General features: G+C 57.6%; 14 protein-coding genes. 3 read left to right on the top strand and 11 right to left on the bottom strand.

The window, feature by feature from the left end; translation table 11 throughout:
• Positions 1–71 precede the first annotated feature (71 nt).
• From AAEZ03_RS24040 to phoB, 3 genes are all read right to left on the bottom strand, one after another.
• Positions 72–1,412, bottom strand: a complete 1,341-nt coding sequence (locus AAEZ03_RS24040) for a hemolysin family protein (RefSeq protein ID WP_048371137.1) — start codon at positions 1,410–1,412, stop codon at positions 72–74.
• Between the two features lie 123 nt (positions 1,413–1,535).
• Positions 1,536–2,858 carry a phosphate regulon sensor histidine kinase PhoR gene (gene phoR / locus AAEZ03_RS24035; RefSeq protein WP_048371136.1) on the bottom strand — a complete coding sequence of 441 codons (1,323 nt, stop codon included), beginning with the start codon at positions 2,856–2,858 and terminating at the stop codon, positions 1,536–1,538.
• 88 nt (positions 2,859–2,946) lie between these two features.
• A complete protein-coding gene (gene phoB, locus AAEZ03_RS24030) occupies positions 2,947–3,639 on the bottom strand; it encodes a phosphate regulon transcriptional regulator PhoB (RefSeq protein ID WP_048371134.1) in 693 nt (230 codons plus the stop codon).
• A 151-nt stretch (positions 3,640–3,790) separates the two neighbouring features.
• Here phoB and AAEZ03_RS24025 point away from each other — a divergent pair, with 151 nt between their 5' ends.
• The gene (locus AAEZ03_RS24025; protein ID WP_350582071.1) at positions 3,791–4,168 is read left to right on the top strand and encodes a COG4315 family predicted lipoprotein; all 378 of its coding nucleotides are present in this window, start codon (positions 3,791–3,793) and stop codon (positions 4,166–4,168) included.
• Between the two features lie 79 nt (positions 4,169–4,247).
• On the opposite strand, the gene AAEZ03_RS24020 is transcribed toward AAEZ03_RS24025, so the two are convergent.
• The 8 genes from AAEZ03_RS24020 to AAEZ03_RS23985 all read right to left on the bottom strand — a co-directional run bounded on the left by AAEZ03_RS24020 (position 4,248) and on the right by AAEZ03_RS23985 (position 13,489).
• Complete coding sequence (locus AAEZ03_RS24020) at positions 4,248–5,138, bottom strand: ABC transporter permease subunit (RefSeq protein WP_350582068.1); 891 nt, start codon at positions 5,136–5,138, stop codon at positions 4,248–4,250.
• Positions 5,135–6,055: an ABC transporter permease subunit gene (locus AAEZ03_RS24015; RefSeq protein ID WP_048371123.1), complete on the bottom strand. Its 921-nt coding sequence runs from the start codon at positions 6,053–6,055 to the stop codon at positions 5,135–5,137. The genes AAEZ03_RS24020 and AAEZ03_RS24015 overlap by 4 nt, the downstream gene beginning before the upstream one ends.
• Complete coding sequence (locus AAEZ03_RS24010; RefSeq protein ID WP_153390027.1) at positions 6,052–7,194, bottom strand: ABC transporter ATP-binding protein; 1,143 nt, start codon at positions 7,192–7,194, stop codon at positions 6,052–6,054. Before AAEZ03_RS24010 ends, AAEZ03_RS24015 begins: the two co-directional genes overlap by 4 nt.
• Before the next feature lie 69 nt (positions 7,195–7,263).
• On the bottom strand, positions 7,264–8,358 hold the full coding sequence (locus tag AAEZ03_RS24005; protein ID WP_282364055.1) for a polyamine ABC transporter substrate-binding protein: 1,095 nt from the start codon (positions 8,356–8,358) through the stop codon (positions 7,264–7,266).
• Positions 8,359–8,597: 239 nt separating this feature from the next.
• A complete protein-coding gene (locus tag AAEZ03_RS24000) occupies positions 8,598–9,710 on the bottom strand; it encodes a polyamine ABC transporter substrate-binding protein (RefSeq protein ID WP_350582064.1) in 1,113 nt (370 codons plus the stop codon).
• A gap of 184 nt (positions 9,711–9,894) precedes the next feature.
• Entirely contained in the window at positions 9,895–11,259 is a 1,365-nt protein-coding gene (locus AAEZ03_RS23995; RefSeq protein WP_048371118.1) for an aspartate aminotransferase family protein, read from the bottom strand.
• Positions 11,260–11,317: 58 nt separating this feature from the next.
• Positions 11,318–12,676: a glutamine synthetase family protein gene (locus AAEZ03_RS23990; protein WP_048371116.1), complete on the bottom strand. Its 1,359-nt coding sequence runs from the start codon at positions 12,674–12,676 to the stop codon at positions 11,318–11,320.
• Positions 12,677–12,712: 36 nt separating this feature from the next.
• Positions 12,713–13,489 (bottom strand): gamma-glutamyl-gamma-aminobutyrate hydrolase family protein, encoded by a 777-nt coding sequence (locus tag AAEZ03_RS23985; RefSeq protein WP_350582059.1) that lies wholly within the window; start codon positions 13,487–13,489, stop codon positions 12,713–12,715.
• 278 nt (positions 13,490–13,767) lie between these two features.
• On the opposite strand from AAEZ03_RS23985, the gene AAEZ03_RS23980 reads away from it, so the two are divergent.
• Together AAEZ03_RS23980 and AAEZ03_RS23975 are read left to right on the top strand one after the other, a co-directional pair.
• Positions 13,768–15,144: a glutamine synthetase family protein gene (locus tag AAEZ03_RS23980; RefSeq protein ID WP_048371112.1), complete on the top strand. Its 1,377-nt coding sequence runs from the start codon at positions 13,768–13,770 to the stop codon at positions 15,142–15,144.
• A gap of 114 nt (positions 15,145–15,258) precedes the next feature.
• Positions 15,259–15,903 (top strand): TetR/AcrR family transcriptional regulator, encoded by a 645-nt coding sequence (locus tag AAEZ03_RS23975; RefSeq protein WP_350582056.1) that lies wholly within the window; start codon positions 15,259–15,261, stop codon positions 15,901–15,903.
• The last annotated feature ends 81 nt before the right edge of the window (positions 15,904–15,984 follow it).

Genomic DNA, 15,984 nt, shown 5'->3' with positions numbered 1-15,984 from the left:
GAGCTTGCTCGCGATCTTTTGATCGTTAAAAGATCGCGAGCAAGCTCGCTCCTACAGGGGTTATGCGGCTATCAGTTGAGCTTCAGCACTTTGGCCAGGACGATTTTCGGGCCTTTCATCTTTTTGATGATGATGCGCAGGCCTTCGACTTCCAGTTGCTCTTCTTCTTCGGGCACGCGGTTAAGGGTGTCGTAGATCAGGCCCGCAACGGTTTCGGCTTCGACGTGGTCAAGGTCGACGCCCAGCAGGCGCTCGATCTTGAACAACGGCGTGTCACCGCGCACCAGCAGTTTGCCCGGCTGGTACGAGAGGATGCCGCGCTCGGCCTTGCGGTGTTCGTCCTGAATGTCGCCCACCAGCACTTCGAGCACGTCTTCCATGGTCAGGTAGCCGACCACTTTGCCGTCGGCTTCTTCCACCAGGGCAAAGTGCGCGCCGCCCTTGCGGAACTGCTCCAGCAACTGCGCCAGCGGCATGTGGCGTGACACGCGTTCCAGCGGGCGGATCAGTTCTTCAAGGTTGAAGGTTTCGGGCAGGTGGTCGAGGTCGGCCAGCTCAAGCAGCAGGTCCTTGATGTGCAGCAGGCCGACAAAGGTGTTGGTGTCGGCGTCGTAGACCGGGTAGCGGCTGAACTTGTGACGGCGGAACAGCGCAAGGATTTCCTTGAGCGGTGCCTTGTAGTCCAGGGTCACCAGGTCTTCGCGCGAATTGGCCCAGTCGACCACTTCCAGCTCGCCCATTTCCACGGCCGAGGCCAGCACGCGCATGCCTTGGTCGCTCGGGTCCTGACCACGGCTGGAGTGCAGGATCAGTTTGAGTTCTTCGCGGCTGTAGGCGTGGTCATGGTGAGCACCGGGCTCGCCTTGGCCGGCAATCCGCAAAATGGCGTTGGCGCTGGCGTTGAGCAAGTAGATGGCCGGGTACATGGCCCAGTAAAACAGGTACAGCGGCACGGCTGTCCACAGCGACAGGGTTTCGGGTTTGCGGATGGCCCAGGATTTGGGGGCCAGTTCGCCGACCACAATGTGCAGGTACGAAATGATGAAGAAGGCGGTAAAGAACGACACGCCTTTGATCACTTCAGGCGACTGCACGCCCAGCGCGCCGAGTAGCGGTTCGAGCAAGTGGGCAAACGCCGGCTCACCGACCCAGCCCAGACCCAGCGAGGCCAGGGTGATACCCAATTGGCAGGCGGACAGGTAAGCGTCGAGCTGGTTGTGCACGGTGCGCAGGATCTGCCCGCGCCAGCCGTTGACGTCTGCGATGGCCTCGACCCGGGTCGAGCGCAGTTTGACCATGGCAAATTCAGCCGCAACGAAAAAGCCGTTGAGCAGTACCAGGATCAGAGCAAAAAGAATCATGCCGAAGTCGGCGAAGAGTGTTGCGAGGGTCAAGCCAGGGGAAGGGTCCATGATGGAGTTTTACGGGTTCCAATATTCAACGAGTTGAGGGTTTCAGGGCCTGCATAAGCAGGCCCCGGCCAAGCAATGTAGCGGCTGATGCGGTGCTTGCCTAGTGGGCTTTTGCCACACGGGTCAGCTGACGGAGGCGCTAATCCTGGGTTTTATGACCTGAACCGGGTCGAATTGGCAGGTAAAAGTGCTGCCGTGGCCCAATACGCTGCTGATGTCCAGGTGCCCGTGATGGCGCAATAGCACGTGTTTGACGATGGCCAGCCCCAGCCCCGTACCGCCGGTGCTGGCGTTGCGGCTGGAGTCTACGCGGTAGAAGCGTTCGGTCAGGCGCGGCAGGTGTTTGTTGTCGATGCCGACTCCCGAATCCTGCACGCTGAGGTGCGCGCCCAAGTGGTCTGCCCACCAGCGAATGCGGATAGAGCCGCCGTCCGGGGTGTATTTGACGGCGTTGAACACCAGGTTGGAAAACGCGCTGCGCAGCTCGGCTTCGCTGCCCTTGAGGGCCACGTTGGTGTCAATGTCCAGGGTGATGGTCTGGTTGCGTTGCCCGGACAACGCCTGGGCGTCGCCCTTGATCGAGCGCAGCAAGGCGTCGATAGGCACTGGCTGGTTGTCCGACGGGTAGTCGGTGGCTTCCAGCTTGGCCAGTAACAGCAGGTCATTGAGCAGCGTCTGCATGCGTTCGCCCTGTTGCTGCATTTGTGACAGCGGGCGCTTCCAGCGCGGGTTCACGTCATCGACGTTATCAAGCAGGGTTTCCAGATAGCCGCAAATCACCGTCAACGGCGTGCGCAGTTCGTGGGACACGTTGGCAATGAAGTCTTTGCGCATTTGCTCCAGATGGTGGAGGCGGGTGACATCGCGCACCAGCATCAGGTGTTCGTTGTTGCCATAGCGCGTGATGTAGAGCTGGATGCGCAGGTGGTCGTTGACCGGCGATGGAATTTCCAGCGGTTCGGCGTAATTGCCGTTGTCGAAATATTCCTTGAAGCGCGGGTGGCGAACCAGGTTGGTGACCGGCTGGCCGCTGTCTTGCGGGGTCTTGAGGCCCAGCAGGGTTTCGGCGGCGCGGTTCCACCATTCCAGGTCGCCATGGCTGTCGAGCATGACCACCGCGTCCTTGAGGGCGGCGGTGGACTCTTGCACGCGATCAATGACCGCTTGCAGACGCCCGCGTACGCGCTGGTCGCGGCGTTGCAGGTGGTAGATGCTGTCAAACACCTCGCCCCACAGGCCGTAGCCATCGGGCGGGGCTTCGTCGGGTTGGTGGTTGCGCAGCCAATCGTGCAGGCGCAGCAGCTGTTTAAGGGTCCAGCCCAGATAAAGGCCAAGACCGACGACCAGGCTCCAGCCGTAATACCCACTGATCAACCCGATGAACAGGCAGCCGGTAATCAAAAGCAATAGATGGCGAATCAGAGTGCCATGCCAATTTGGGTTCAAGTCACACGTCCCGTTGTGGGCTTAAGCGGCAAGCTGTAAGTAGCAAGCTCCAAGCTTGCCGCTTACAGCTAATAGATAGCTGCTGCTTTTAAGCTTTTGTTGAAAACCGATAACCGGTGCCGCGCACGGTTTGTACCAGATTTTCATACGCTTCGCCGAGGGCTTTGCGCAAGCGACGGATGTGCACGTCGACGGTCCGTTCTTCAACGTACACGTTGCCGCCCCACACTTGGTCAAGTAACTGGCCACGGGTGTAGGCGCGTTCCTGGTGGGTCATGAAGAATTGCAGCAGGCGGTACTCGGTGGGGCCCATGTCTGCCGGGGTGCCGTCTATGGTGACGCGGTGGCTGATGGGGTCGAGCAACAGTCCGCCGATTTCAATCGGTGATTCGTTGTCGGCAGGGCCTGCACGGCGCAGCACGGCCTTGAGGCGGGCGACCAGTTCACGCGGGGAAAACGGCTTGGTGATGTAGTCATCAGCGCCCACTTCCAGGCCCTGGATCTTGTTGTCCTCTTCGCCCTTGGCGGTGAGCATGATGATCGGAATGTCATTGGTCAGTTCTTCGCGTTTCAGGCGACGGGCCAATTCGATCCCCGACGTGCCGCCGGGCAGCATCCAGTCCAGCAGAATCAGGTCAGGCTTACGGTCCACGATGATGGCGTGAGCGTCCTGAGCATTGTCGGCTTCCAGGCAATCGTAGCCAGCCATTTCCAAGGCCACCGCGATCATCTCGCGGATCGGTGCCTCGTCGTCTACGATCAAAATGCTCCTGCCAACCATGCCGTAACCCTCGTGTCATTTAACTGTCTTGTGGCGCATTAGATAACGGAATTATTGCAGTCGTGTGACAGCTTTGAGCCTAAAAGCGCTCCGCAGATTAGTGGACTACGCTTTGATCTCAAATCGTACAACCACAAAAAGGGCGATTCCGATGACTTATAACACTACTTCCCTGAAGGCATTGCTGCTGGCCGCCGCGCTGGCGCTTCCGGGGCTGGCCTTTGCTGACGAGCCGGCGATGGTCAAGGACGGATTTCTGGTTGATCACGTCGGCTTGACGCTCTACACGTACGACAAGGATGCGGACGGTAAGTCGACGTGCTACGACACCTGCGCCAAAAACTGGCCACCGCTGCCCGCCAAGTCCGACGCCAAAGACATGGGGGACTGGAAAACGACCGAGCGCACAGACGGCACGAAACAATGGGTCTACAAGGACAAACCGCTGTACACCTTTGCAGGCGACAAGAACCCCGGTGACAAGACCGGCGACGGCAAAGGCGGTGTGTGGCACGTGGCCAAGCCATAAAGCCTGCTGTTTGGTCAGAAGCGCCCATAAAAAACCTCGCCTCCCTGTGACAGGAGGCGAGGTTTTTTAAATCGCAGTCTTAAGCGGCGTCAGGCGACTTTGGACGGCGTACATCGGGTTGTTTCCAGGACTCGGCAGCGGCTTCGTCGATGGCTTGCTGGATGGCCTTTTTGCGGTGTTCTTCGGCACGGCGGCTGAAGAACCACACCATAAAGGTCACCAGCGACACCGCCAGCAAAATCAAGCTGGCCACGGCGTTGATCTCGGGTTTAACCCCCAGACGCACGGCCGAGAACACTTCCATTGGCAAGGTGGTGGAGCCCGGGCCGGACACGAAGCTGGCCAGTACCAGGTCGTCCAGCGACAGGGCAAAGGACATCATGGCGCCCGCCGCCAGTGACGGGGCGATCATCGGGATGGTGATCAGGAAGAACACCTTCCACGGCTTCGCACCCAGGTCCATGGCCGCTTCTTCGATGGACAGGTCCAGCTCGCGCAGACGGGCCGACACCACCACCGCCACATAGGCCGCACAGAACGTGGTGTGAGCGATCCAGATGGTGACGATGCCGCGCTCTTGCGGCCAGCCAATCATCTGCGCCATGGCCACGAACAGCAGCAACAGTGACAGACCGGTGATCACTTCAGGCATGACCAGCGGCGCCGTCACCAGGCCGCCGAACAGCGTGCGGCCCTTGAAGTGGCTGATACGGGTCAGCACGAACGCTGCCAGGGTGCCCAGTGCGACCGCTGCAATCGCCGTGTAGCAGGCGATTTCCAGCGAGCGCATGACCGCGCCCATCAGTTGGGTGTTGTCGGTCAGGCCGGTGTACCACTTCAGCGACCAGCCGCCCCACACCGTCACCAGTTTTGAGGCGTTGAAGGAGTAGATCACCAGGATCAGCATTGGCAGGTAGATGAACAACAGCCCTACCACCAACATAAAGCTAGAGAAACGGATGCGCTTCATATCTTGCCCTCCAGCTCTTTAGCCTGGCTGCGGTTGAACAGGATGATGGGCACAATCAGGATCGCCAGCATGACCACCGCCAGTGCAGAAGCTACCGGCCAGTCACGGTTGTTGAAGAACTCTTGCCACAACACTTTACCGATCATGAGGGTTTCCGGGCCGCCCAGCAGTTCCGGGATTACGAACTCGCCCACTACCGGGATAAACACCAGCATGCAGCCCGCGATGATGCCGTTTTTAGACAGCGGAACGGTGATCTTCCAGAAGCTGTTGAAGGTGCTCGACCCCAAGTCAGACGCGGCTTCCAGCAAGCTGTGGTCGTGTTTGACGAGGTTGGCGTACAACGGCAGGATCATGAACGGCAGGTACGAGTAGACGATACCGATGTACACCGCGGTGTTGGTGTTGAGGATCTGCAGCGGTTGATCGATCCAGCCCATGGACATCAAGAAGCCATTGAGCAGGCCGTTGTTGCTCAGAATGCCCATCCACGCGTAAACGCGGATCAGGATCGCGGTCCAGGTCGGCATCATGATCAGCAGCACCAGTACGGTCTGCATCTCTTTGCGCGCATTGGCGATGGCGTAGGCCATCGGATAGCCGATCAGCAGGCACAACAGCGTGCTGATAAAGGCCATTTTCAGCGAGCCCAGATACGCGGCGATGTACAGCTCATCGTCGCCCAACATGGCGTAGTTGCCCAGGTTCAGCAGGATCTCGAGCTTCTGGTCAACGTAGTTGAGGATCTCGGTGTACGGCGGAATCGCGACGTCTGCCTCAGCAAAGCTGATCTTCAGAACGATGAAGAACGGCAGCATGAAGAACAGAAACAGCCACAGGAATGGAATCCCGATGACCACATGACGGCCACCGGGAGTTATTCGTTGCAGTCGGCGTTTAAGCTTTCGCATGTTCATGAGCGCAGTACCACGCCGCTGTCGTCTTCCCACCAGACGTAGACCTGATCGTCCCAGGTCGGACGAGCGCCCTGGCGTTCAGCGTTGGCCACGAACGATTGCACCAGCTTGCCGCAAGGCAATTCGACGTAGAACACCGAGTGGCCGCCCAGGTAAGCGATGTCATGCACCTTGCCGCGCGACCAGTTGTACTCGTAGGACGGCTTTTCGGTGGTGATCAGCATCTTTTCCGGGCGGATCGCGTAGGTAATGTGTTTGTCTTCGACCGAGGTGGTCACGCCATGCCCAACGTAAATGTCGTTCTCCAGCTCCGGGCTGTTGATGCGCGCGTAGCCTTCGGCGTCGTCGACCACTTCACCTTCGAACAGGTTGACGTTACCGATGAATTCGCACACCAGGCGGCTCACCGGGGTTTCATAGATGTCGATCGGGCTGCCGATCTGGGCGATCCAGCCCAGGTGCATGATCGCGATGCGCTGGGCCATGGTCATGGCCTCTTCCTGGTCGTGGGTCACCATGACGCAGGTCACGCCAACGCGCTCGATGATTTCCACCAGCTCCAGTTGCATCTGCGAACGCAGTTTTTTGTCCAGCGCACCCATGGGTTCGTCGAGCAGCAGCAATTTAGGACGCTTGGCCAGCGAACGGGCCAAGGCCACACGCTGGCGCTGACCGCCCGACAATTGGTGCGGTTTGCGCTTGGCGTACTGGGTCATGTGCACCAGCTTGAGCATTTCGCCAACGCGGGCATCGATTTCAGCGCTTGCCATTTTGTCCTGCTTGAGGCCGAAGGCGATGTTTTGCGCCACGGTCATGTGCGGGAACAGAGCGTAGGACTGGAACATCATGTTGATCGGCCGCTCATAGGGCGGCAGGTCGGTGATGTCGACGCCATCGAGGAAAATACGGCCCTCTGTTGGGCGCTCGAAACCGGCGAGCATGCGCAGCAAGGTGGATTTGCCCGATCCCGATCCGCCGAGCAAGGCGAAGATCTCGCCTTTGTTGATTTCCAGGGACACATCGTCCACTGCAATCGTCTCGTCGAATTTTTTCGTGACCCGGTCGATTTTGACCAGAACCTGTTTAGGGGTCTGATCGCCCTCGAGGGCTTTCTTATAGGCGCCGGAGGCAACAGCCATTTACGAAACTCCCAACAAATTTAGCAGCCCGAACAAGAGGTTCGGGCCTTGGATAGGTGGTCTTGCGAGCTATTTACCCGTTTTGACCTTAGTCCACGAACGCGTCATCAGACGCTGAATGTTCGGCGGTAGCTCGGTCGAAACGTAAGTCTTGTCCAGCACCGCCTGGGTTGGGTAAACCGCTTCGTCGGTGCGAATGGACTCATCCATTACCTTGTCAGCCGCAGGGTTTGGGTTGGCATAGCCAACGTAGTCACTGACCTTGGCGATGACTTCAGGTTGCAGCAGGTAGTTGATGAACGTGTGGGCTTCTTTGACGTTGCTGGAGTCTTTTGGAATCGCCAGCATGTCAAACCACAGGGCGCCGCCTTCCTTGGGCACGACGTAGGCAATGTTCACGCCTTTTTTCGCTTCTTCGGCACGGTTTTTGGCCTGGAACACATCACCGGAGAAGCCAATCGCTACGCAGATGTTGCCGTTGGCAAGATCGGAAATGTACTTGGACGAGTGGAAGTAGGTGACGTAAGGACGCACCGCCAACAGGGTTTTCTCGGCCTTTTTGTAGTCTTCAGGGTTGGTGCTGTTGGCGTTCAGGCCCAGGTAATTGAGCACGGTCGGCATCATTTCATCGGCCGAATCCAGGAACGATACGCCGCAGGCTTGCAGCTTTTTGATGTTTTCTGGTTTGAAGACCACGTCCCACGAGTCGATTTTGTCGACGCCCAGGACTTCTTTGACTTTATCGACGTTGTAACCAATGCCATTGGTGCCCCACAGGTACGGCACGGCGTATTGGTTGCCCGGATCGTTCTGCTCAAGGCGCTTGAGCAAGGCCGGATCCAGGTTGGAATAGTTGGGCAGCTGCGATTTGTCGAGCTTTTGGAAAGCACCCGCTTTGATCTGTTTGCCCAGGAAGTGGTTAGACGGCACAACCACGTCATAACCGGTACGGCCAGCCAGCAGCTTGCCTTCCAGCGTTTCGTTGGAATCGAAGACGTCATACACCGGTTTGATGCCGGTGGCCTTTTCAAAATCGGCCAAGGTATCGGGTGCTATGTAGTCCGACCAGTTATAAATGTGCACGGTGGGGGCCGCTTGAACGCTGACTGCAAGCGCTAGACCGGCTCCGACCATCAAGGTCTTGCGAAACAAGGAAATAGACACGTGGTGGTCCTCTAAATAGTTGGGCCTGAGTTGCCCGTGTCTTCCGGCAGCTGAACCGCTAAAGACAAAACCGGCGCGCAACTTACCCTCGATAAACCTGCACAGCAAAGTTTTCTGCGATTTATTGCGATAACACGCTGATTTCACATGAAATCTGGCCCGTAGGAGCGAGCTCGTCTCGCGATCTTTTGATCTTTTAAAAGATCGCGAGGCAAGCTCGCCCCTACAGGATTGCCGTGTTACTTACCGGATTTGATCTTGGTCCAGCTGCGGGTCAGCAGGCGCAAGGTTGCAGGTGGCAAGTCACTGATCGCGTACAGATGTTCTTTGACTTCATCCGACGGATAGATGCTTGGGTCACCCGAGATGTCTTTATTCACCAACGGTGTTGCAGCTTTGTTACCGTTCGGGAAACGCACACTGTTAGTGATCTCGGCCATCACTTCCGGTTCCAGCAGGTAGTTCATCCAGGCGTAAGCGGCATCAACGTTTTCGGCATCTTTAGGGATGGCGACCATGTCGTAGAAGCTGCCAGCACCTTCTTTCGGAATCACGTACTTGAGTTTGACCTTGTCACCGGCTTCTTTGGCGCGGGTGATGGATTGCTCCAGGTCGCCCGAGTAACCCACTGCAACGCAGATGTTGCCGTTGGCCAGGTCAGAGATGTACTTGGAGGAGTGGAAGTAAGCGATCGAAGGACGCACCTTGAGGAACAGTTCTTCGGCTTTCTGCAGATCGTCTTTCTTCTGGCTGTTGGTCGGCAAGCCCAGGTAGTGCAGCGCCGCTGGCAGCATTTCGGTTGGCGAGTCGAGTACGCTCACGCCACATTTTTTCAGCTTCTCGATGTTCTCGGGCTTGAAGATCACGTCCCAGGAATCAATGGTGTCGACGCCCAGAGCGGCTTTGACCTTCTCAGGGTTGTAGCCGATGCCAATGGTGCCCCACATGTACGGGAACGCAAATTTGTTGCCTGGGTCACTGGCATCGCCAACGGCCTTGAGCAGAGCAGGGTCGAGGTTTTTCCAGTTAGGCAGCTTGGACTTGTCCAGCTCCTGGTAAACGCCGGCTTTGATCTGCTTGGCCAGGAAGTTGTTGGATGGCACGACGATGTCGTAGCCAGACTTGCCCGCCAGCAGTTTGGCCTCAAGGGTCTCGTTGCTGTCGAACACGTCGTAAACCACTTTGATACCGGTCTTGTCTTCAAACTTTTTGACGGTATCGGGTGCGATGTAATCGGACCAGTTGTAAACGTGCAGCACTTTGTCTGCTGCTTGTGCTGCCCCGGCCACCACACCCATCAAGGACAGGGCGAGAAGGGTCTTGCCAGCTTTTTTAAAACCTGATGCCTTCATCTGTAATGCTCCAATTGTTCTTTTAAACCACCGATTCAGCGACCTGATGTCAGGGTAACCAAAGCCGGCGGCTAGTCTGGCAAGATCCAGGGCAGGCTTTCAAGGGAAGAGCCTTGATTCTTAAGGCTCTAAGCGCAATTGCCTACATAAAATCCGCAGTTTTCTTGCGCCCAAAGCCTAGCAGTTAACCCTGCAATGCTTCCAAGGTCAGATCCAGGCACTTACGCGCCTTGGTCACCAACTCATCGATCTCGTCTTTGCTGATGACCAGCGGTGGCGCGATGATCATGGTGTCGCCGACGGCGCGCATGATCAGGCCGTTATCAAAGCAGAACTGGCGGCAGATCATGCCCACACCCCGGCCTTCATAACGTTTGCGAGTGGCTTTGTCCTGCACCAGTTCAATGGCGCCCAACAGGCCAACACCGCGCACTTCGCCCACCAACGGGTGATCGTTGAGTTCGCGTAAACGCTTTTGCAAATACGGTGCCGTTTCGGCGTTGGCCTTCTCGATAATTTTTTCGTCGCGCAGGATGCGGATGTTTTCGAGGGCAACGGCGGCGGCTACCGGGTGACCGGAGTAGGTGAAACCGTGGTTGAAATCACCGCCTTCGTTGAGCACGGCCACCACTTCATCGCGCACGATCAGGCCGCCCATCGGGATATAGCCCGAGGTCAGGCCCTTGGCGATGGTCATCATGTCGGGTTTGAGGTCGTAGAAATCGCTGCCGAACCACTCGGCGGTACGGCCAAAGCCGCAGATCACTTCATCAGCCACGAACAGAATGTCGTACTTGGCGAGGATCTCTTTGATGCGCGGCCAGTAGGTGTCTGGCGGAACGATCACGCCACCGGCGCCTTGAATAGGCTCGGCAATAAAAGCACCGACGTTGTCGACGCCCAGCTCAAGGATCTTTTCTTCCAGTTGATTGGCCGCCCAGATGCCGAACTCTTCCGGGGACATGTCGCCGCCTTCACCGAACCAGTACGGTTGCGGGATGTGGGTAATGCCCGGGATCGGCAAGTCGCCCTGTTCGTGCATGTAGGTCATGCCGCCCAGGCTTGCGCCCGCCACGGTCGAACCGTGGTAGCCGTTTTTACGGCTGATGATGACTTTCTTGTTCGGCTGGCCCTTGATCGCCCAATAGTGGCGAACCATACGCAACATGGTGTCGTTGCCTTCCGAACCGGAACCGGTGAAGAACACGTGGTTCATGCCTTCGGGGGCGATGTCGGCGATGACTTTGGACAACTCAAGCACCGGCGGGTGAGCGGTCATAAAGAACAGGTTGTAGTACGGCAGTTCGCGCATTTGCTTGCTGGCGGCATCGGCCAGTTCGTCACGGCCATAACCAATGGCAACACACCACAGTCCGGCCATGCCGTCGAGAATCTTGTGACCTTCACTGTCCCAGAGGTACACGCCCTTGGCGTGAGTGATGATGCGCGGGCCAACTTCTTTCAATTGCTTGAAGTCACTGAAAGGGGCCAGGTGGTGATCGTTGCTCAGTTGTTGCCAGGCTTGCGTTTGCGGGTTCTTGCTAGTCATACAGCTCTCCTTTTATTCAGTTGGGGGGCCGCACCATCCAGGCGCGGCTCCCGGCGTGTCAGACGGCGAACAGCAGGAATTCCCGCTCCCACGAACTGATGACGCGCTTGAAGTTCTCATGTTCGGCACGTTTGACCGCGACGTAACCGGTGATGAACTTGGTGCCGAGGTACTTCTCGACGGTCTTGCTGTTTTCCATCCGCTCCAGAGCGTCTTCGATGGTCAACGGCAAGCGCAGGTTGCGGCGTTCATAGCCGCGGCCTACTACAGGCGCGCTTGGGTTGATGCCTTCGACCATGCCGATGTAGCCACACAGCAAGCTGGCCGCAATGGCCAGGTACGGGTTGGCATCGGCGCCCGGCAAACGGTTTTCGACGCGGCGGTTTTGCGGGCCGGCATCCGGTACGCGCAGGCCGACGGTGCGGTTCTCTTCGCCCCATTCCACGTTCACCGGCGCTGAGGTATCAGGCAGGAAGCGGCGGAAGGAGTTCACATTCGGTGCAAACAGCGGCAGCAGTTCAGGGATGAACTTCTGCAACCCGCCGATGTGGTTGAGGAACAGCTGGCTCATCGTCCCGTCTTCATTGGAGAAGATGTTTTTGCCCGTGGCGATATCGATGATGCTCTGGTGCAAATGCATCGCGCTGCCCGGCTCGCCGGTCATGGGCTTGGCCATAAAGGTGGCGGCCACGTCGTGCTTGAGCGCGGCTTCACGCATGGTGCGTTTGAAAATCAGGATCTGGTCGGCCAGCGACAGGGCATCGCCATGACGGAAGTTGATTTCCATCTGCGCGGTGCCGTCTTCGTGGATCAGAGTGTCGAGATCCAGCTCTTGCAGCTCGCACCAGTCGTACACGTCTTCGAACAGCGGATCGAACTCGTTGGCCGCTTCAATAGAGAAGGACTGACGACCGGTTTCCGGGCGACCGGAGCGGCCGACCGGCGGCTGCAACGGGTAGTCCGGGTCTTCGCTGCGCTTGGTCAGGTAAAACTCCATTTCTGGCGCCACGATCGGCTGCCAGCCGTGGTCGGCATAGAGTTTGAGGACCTTTTTCAGCACGTTGCGCGGTGACAACTCAATCGGGTTGCCCTGCTTGTCGTAGGTGTCGTGAATCACTTGAGCGGTTGGCTCAATGGCCCAGGGCACAACATAAACGGCGTTCTGATCGGGACGGCAGACCATGTCGATGTCGGCCGGATCGAGGAGTTCGTAATAGATGTCGTCTTCGACGTAGTCGCCCGTAACGGTTTGCAGCAATACGCTCTCGGGCAGGCGCATGCCTTTTTCGGCAATGAATTTGTTGGTCGGCGAGATCTTACCGCGGGCAATGCCGGTAAGGTCGGCGATCATGCATTCGACTTCTGTGATCTTGTGGTCTTTCAACCAATCGGTGAGCTGGTCGAGGTTGTTACTCATAAATGCCTCTGGGCTGAGTTTCCTGACTTGAATAAGTCAGGCGTTTACTGACGCATCGGCGTCGCGTTGGTGTGCGCGCCGCCTGCAGGCATCTCCGAATGCCTGGAAGATTGCGAGGTAAATCGGGTTAGAGCTTACCTGCCATTCGGGGTGCCATTGAACTGCTAAAGCAAAAGCCTTGCCGTCTTTTACCGAGACCGCTTCTACCAGCCCGTCCGGTGCAGTGGCTTCAATGCGCAACCCCGGGGCCAACTGGTCAATGCCCTGGGTGTGAATCGAGTTGACGTCGAAGTCGCTCGGCAGGCCCAAACCCGTCAGCACGCCGCCCGGTTGAACGTGCATGGCATGGCTGGGACCGTACTGCACCTCAAGCGGTGCGCTCGGGTCTTCACGGTGCTCTATGAAGCCTTCGACTTCGTGCAATTTCTGGTGAAGTGAGCCACCCAGGGCTACATTTAATTCTTGAAACCCTCGGCAAATGCCGAGCACCGGAACGCCGGCTGCCAGTGCGGCGCGAATCAAGGGGAGGGTGGTGCGATCACGTTCAGGATCATGCAGCGTGCCTGGCGCGCTGGCCGGGCCGTGATACAAATGCGGTTCGATATTGGAGGGTGACCCGGTAAAGAGCAGGCCGTCCAGGCCGTCCAGAATATCGGACGGTTGTATGAGTTCTGCCAGAGACGGCAGGATCAGAGGCAAGCCTTTGGCTGCCACCGCGACAGCTCGCACGTACTTATCGCCAGTGATGTGATAAGGATGCAAACCGATCTGCTTGGTGCAGGCGGTGACGCCGATTATCGGCAGGCGTGACATGTAACACCCCGGTATTATTGCTGTTATGGGTTTGAATCGAGCTTAGCCTCGTTCATTTTTTTACACAACACCCCCGTAAAAAATACAACACGGCCCGCTCAAGCCTGCGGGTAGTGAAGCGATATAAGGGCGAAATTCGCCCTAAAATGCGTCAAAAATGCCCTTCGAGCGCTTTTTTGGGGCAAAAAATAGGTTGCTTGACTTCGGTATGCCGTTCGGGTTGACTGAAACCCGTAGCGCTCAATGATTGATATTTTTAACAACAAAGGTGTTGCATCATGTCGGTACCCCCGCGTGCCGTTCAGCTTAACGAAGCGAACGCGTTCCTTAAGGATCATCCTGAGGTTCTGTACGTAGACCTTCTAATTGCGGATATGAATGGTGTGGTGCGCGGCAAGCGCATCGAACGCACCAGCCTCCACAAGGTTTACGAGAAGGGCATCAACTTGCCTGCCTCTTTATTTGCCCTGGATATCAATGGCTCAACGGTGGAAAGCACCGGCTTGGGTCTGGACATCGGCGACGCAGACCGAATCTGTTATCCAATCCCTGACACCCTGTGCAACGAGCCATGGCAAAAGCGCCCAACCGCGCAACTGCTGATGACCATGCACGAACTTGAAGGTGACCCTTTCTTCGCCGATCCGCGCGAAGTACTGCGTCAAGTTGTTACCAAATTTGACGATCTTGGCCTGACCATTTGCGCAGCCTTTGAGCTGGAGTTCTACCTGATCGACCAGGAGAACGTAAACGGTCGCCCACAGCCGCCACGCTCCCCGATTTCCGGCAAGCGCCCGCACTCGACACAGGTTTACCTGATCGACGACCTCGACGAATACGTCGACTGCCTCCAGGACATTCTTGAAGGTGCCAAAGAGCAAGGCATTCCGGCTGACGCCATCGTTAAGGAAAGTGCCCCGGCGCAGTTCGAAGTGAACCTGCACCACGTTGCCGACCCGATCAAGGCCTGCGACTACGCGGTACTGCTCAAGCGTCTGATCAAAAACATCGCCTACGACCATGAGATGGACACCACCTTCATGGCCAAGCCTTACCCAGGCCAGGCAGGCAACGGGCTGCACGTCCATATTTCGATTCTGGACAAAGATGGCAAAAATATTTTTGCCAGCGAGGATCCCGAGCAGAACGCCGCATTGCGTCACGCGATCGGCGGTGTGCTCGAGACCCTACCGGCGCAGATGGCGTTCCTTTGCCCTAACGTCAACTCCTACCGTCGTTTCGGCGCACAGTTCTACGTGCCGAACTCGCCGTGCTGGGGCCTGGACAACCGTACGGTCGCGATCCGCGTACCGACCGGTTCTTCCGATGCCGTGCGTATCGAACACCGGGTTGCCGGTGCCGATGCCAACCCGTACTTGCTGATGGCGTCTGTGCTGGCCGGTGTTCACCACGGTCTGACCAACAAAATCGAACCGGGTGCTCCTGTAGAAGGCAACTCCTACGAGCAAAACGAGCAAAGCCTGCCGAACAACCTGCGTGATGCACTGCGTGAGTTGGACGATAGCGAGGTCATGGCCAAATACATCGATCCAAAATACATCGATATTTTTGTGGCCTGTAAAGAGAGCGAGCTGGAAGAGTTTGAACACTCCATCTCCGACCTCGAATACAACTGGTACCTGCATACCGTATAAGCGATTGCAGTACTCAAGAAACGCCACGGGCTTTACCGCCCGTGGCGTTTTTTTTGCGCTGTGCAATCGGTTGACCCGGCTCGTACAATGCCTGCAGCCCCGCAGGAGACACCCATGACGCGCCTCGCCACACCACGAGTCACCCCTCGCAAACCCCGCGCACGTAGCCAGGGCCGAATTGATTCGATCCTTGCCGCCGCCCGGACCTTGCTGGCGATACAGGGCGTCGCCAGCCTGTCGATTTACAGCGTGGCCGAGCATGCGGGCATCCCGCCGTCATCGGTGTATCACTTTTTCGCCAGCGTGCCGGCCTTGCTCGAAGCACTCACCGAGGATGTGCACGGTGCTTTCCGCGCCTGCCTGCAAGCGCCCATCGACCACGGCGCATTGACGACCTGGCGTGATCTGTCGCGGGTGGTCGAGCAGCGCATGATGACTATCTACAGCGAAGACGCAGCAGCCCGGCAACTGATCCTGGCGCAGCACGGCCTTACCGAAGTCACCCGGGCCGACCGTCAGCACGACCTGGAACTGGGGCAACTGCTGCACGCGTTGTTTATGCGCCATTTTGAATTGCCAGTACTGCCGCAAGACGTCGACGTATTTGCCTTGGCAATGGAACTGGGTGATCGGGTGTATGCGCGCTCGATCCAACTGCACGACAGCATCACCCCGCGCATGGCCGAAGAAGGCCTGCGCGTGGTGGATGCGTATTTGGGGTTATACCTGCCGCCGTTTTTGCCAAAACGACAACCGTAAAGCTCCCTCACCCTAGCCCTCTCCCTGTATGGACCGGGGACATCGCGAACACTTTGTTCGGAGACATAGCGAACAGTTAAC

The organism is Pseudomonas sp. HY2-MNA-CIBAN-0224 (genome assembly GCF_040310285.1).
Lineage (GTDB): Bacteria > Pseudomonadota > Gammaproteobacteria > Pseudomonadales > Pseudomonadaceae > Aquipseudomonas > Aquipseudomonas helleri.
This window is presented reverse-complemented; position numbering and strand designations above follow the sequence as displayed.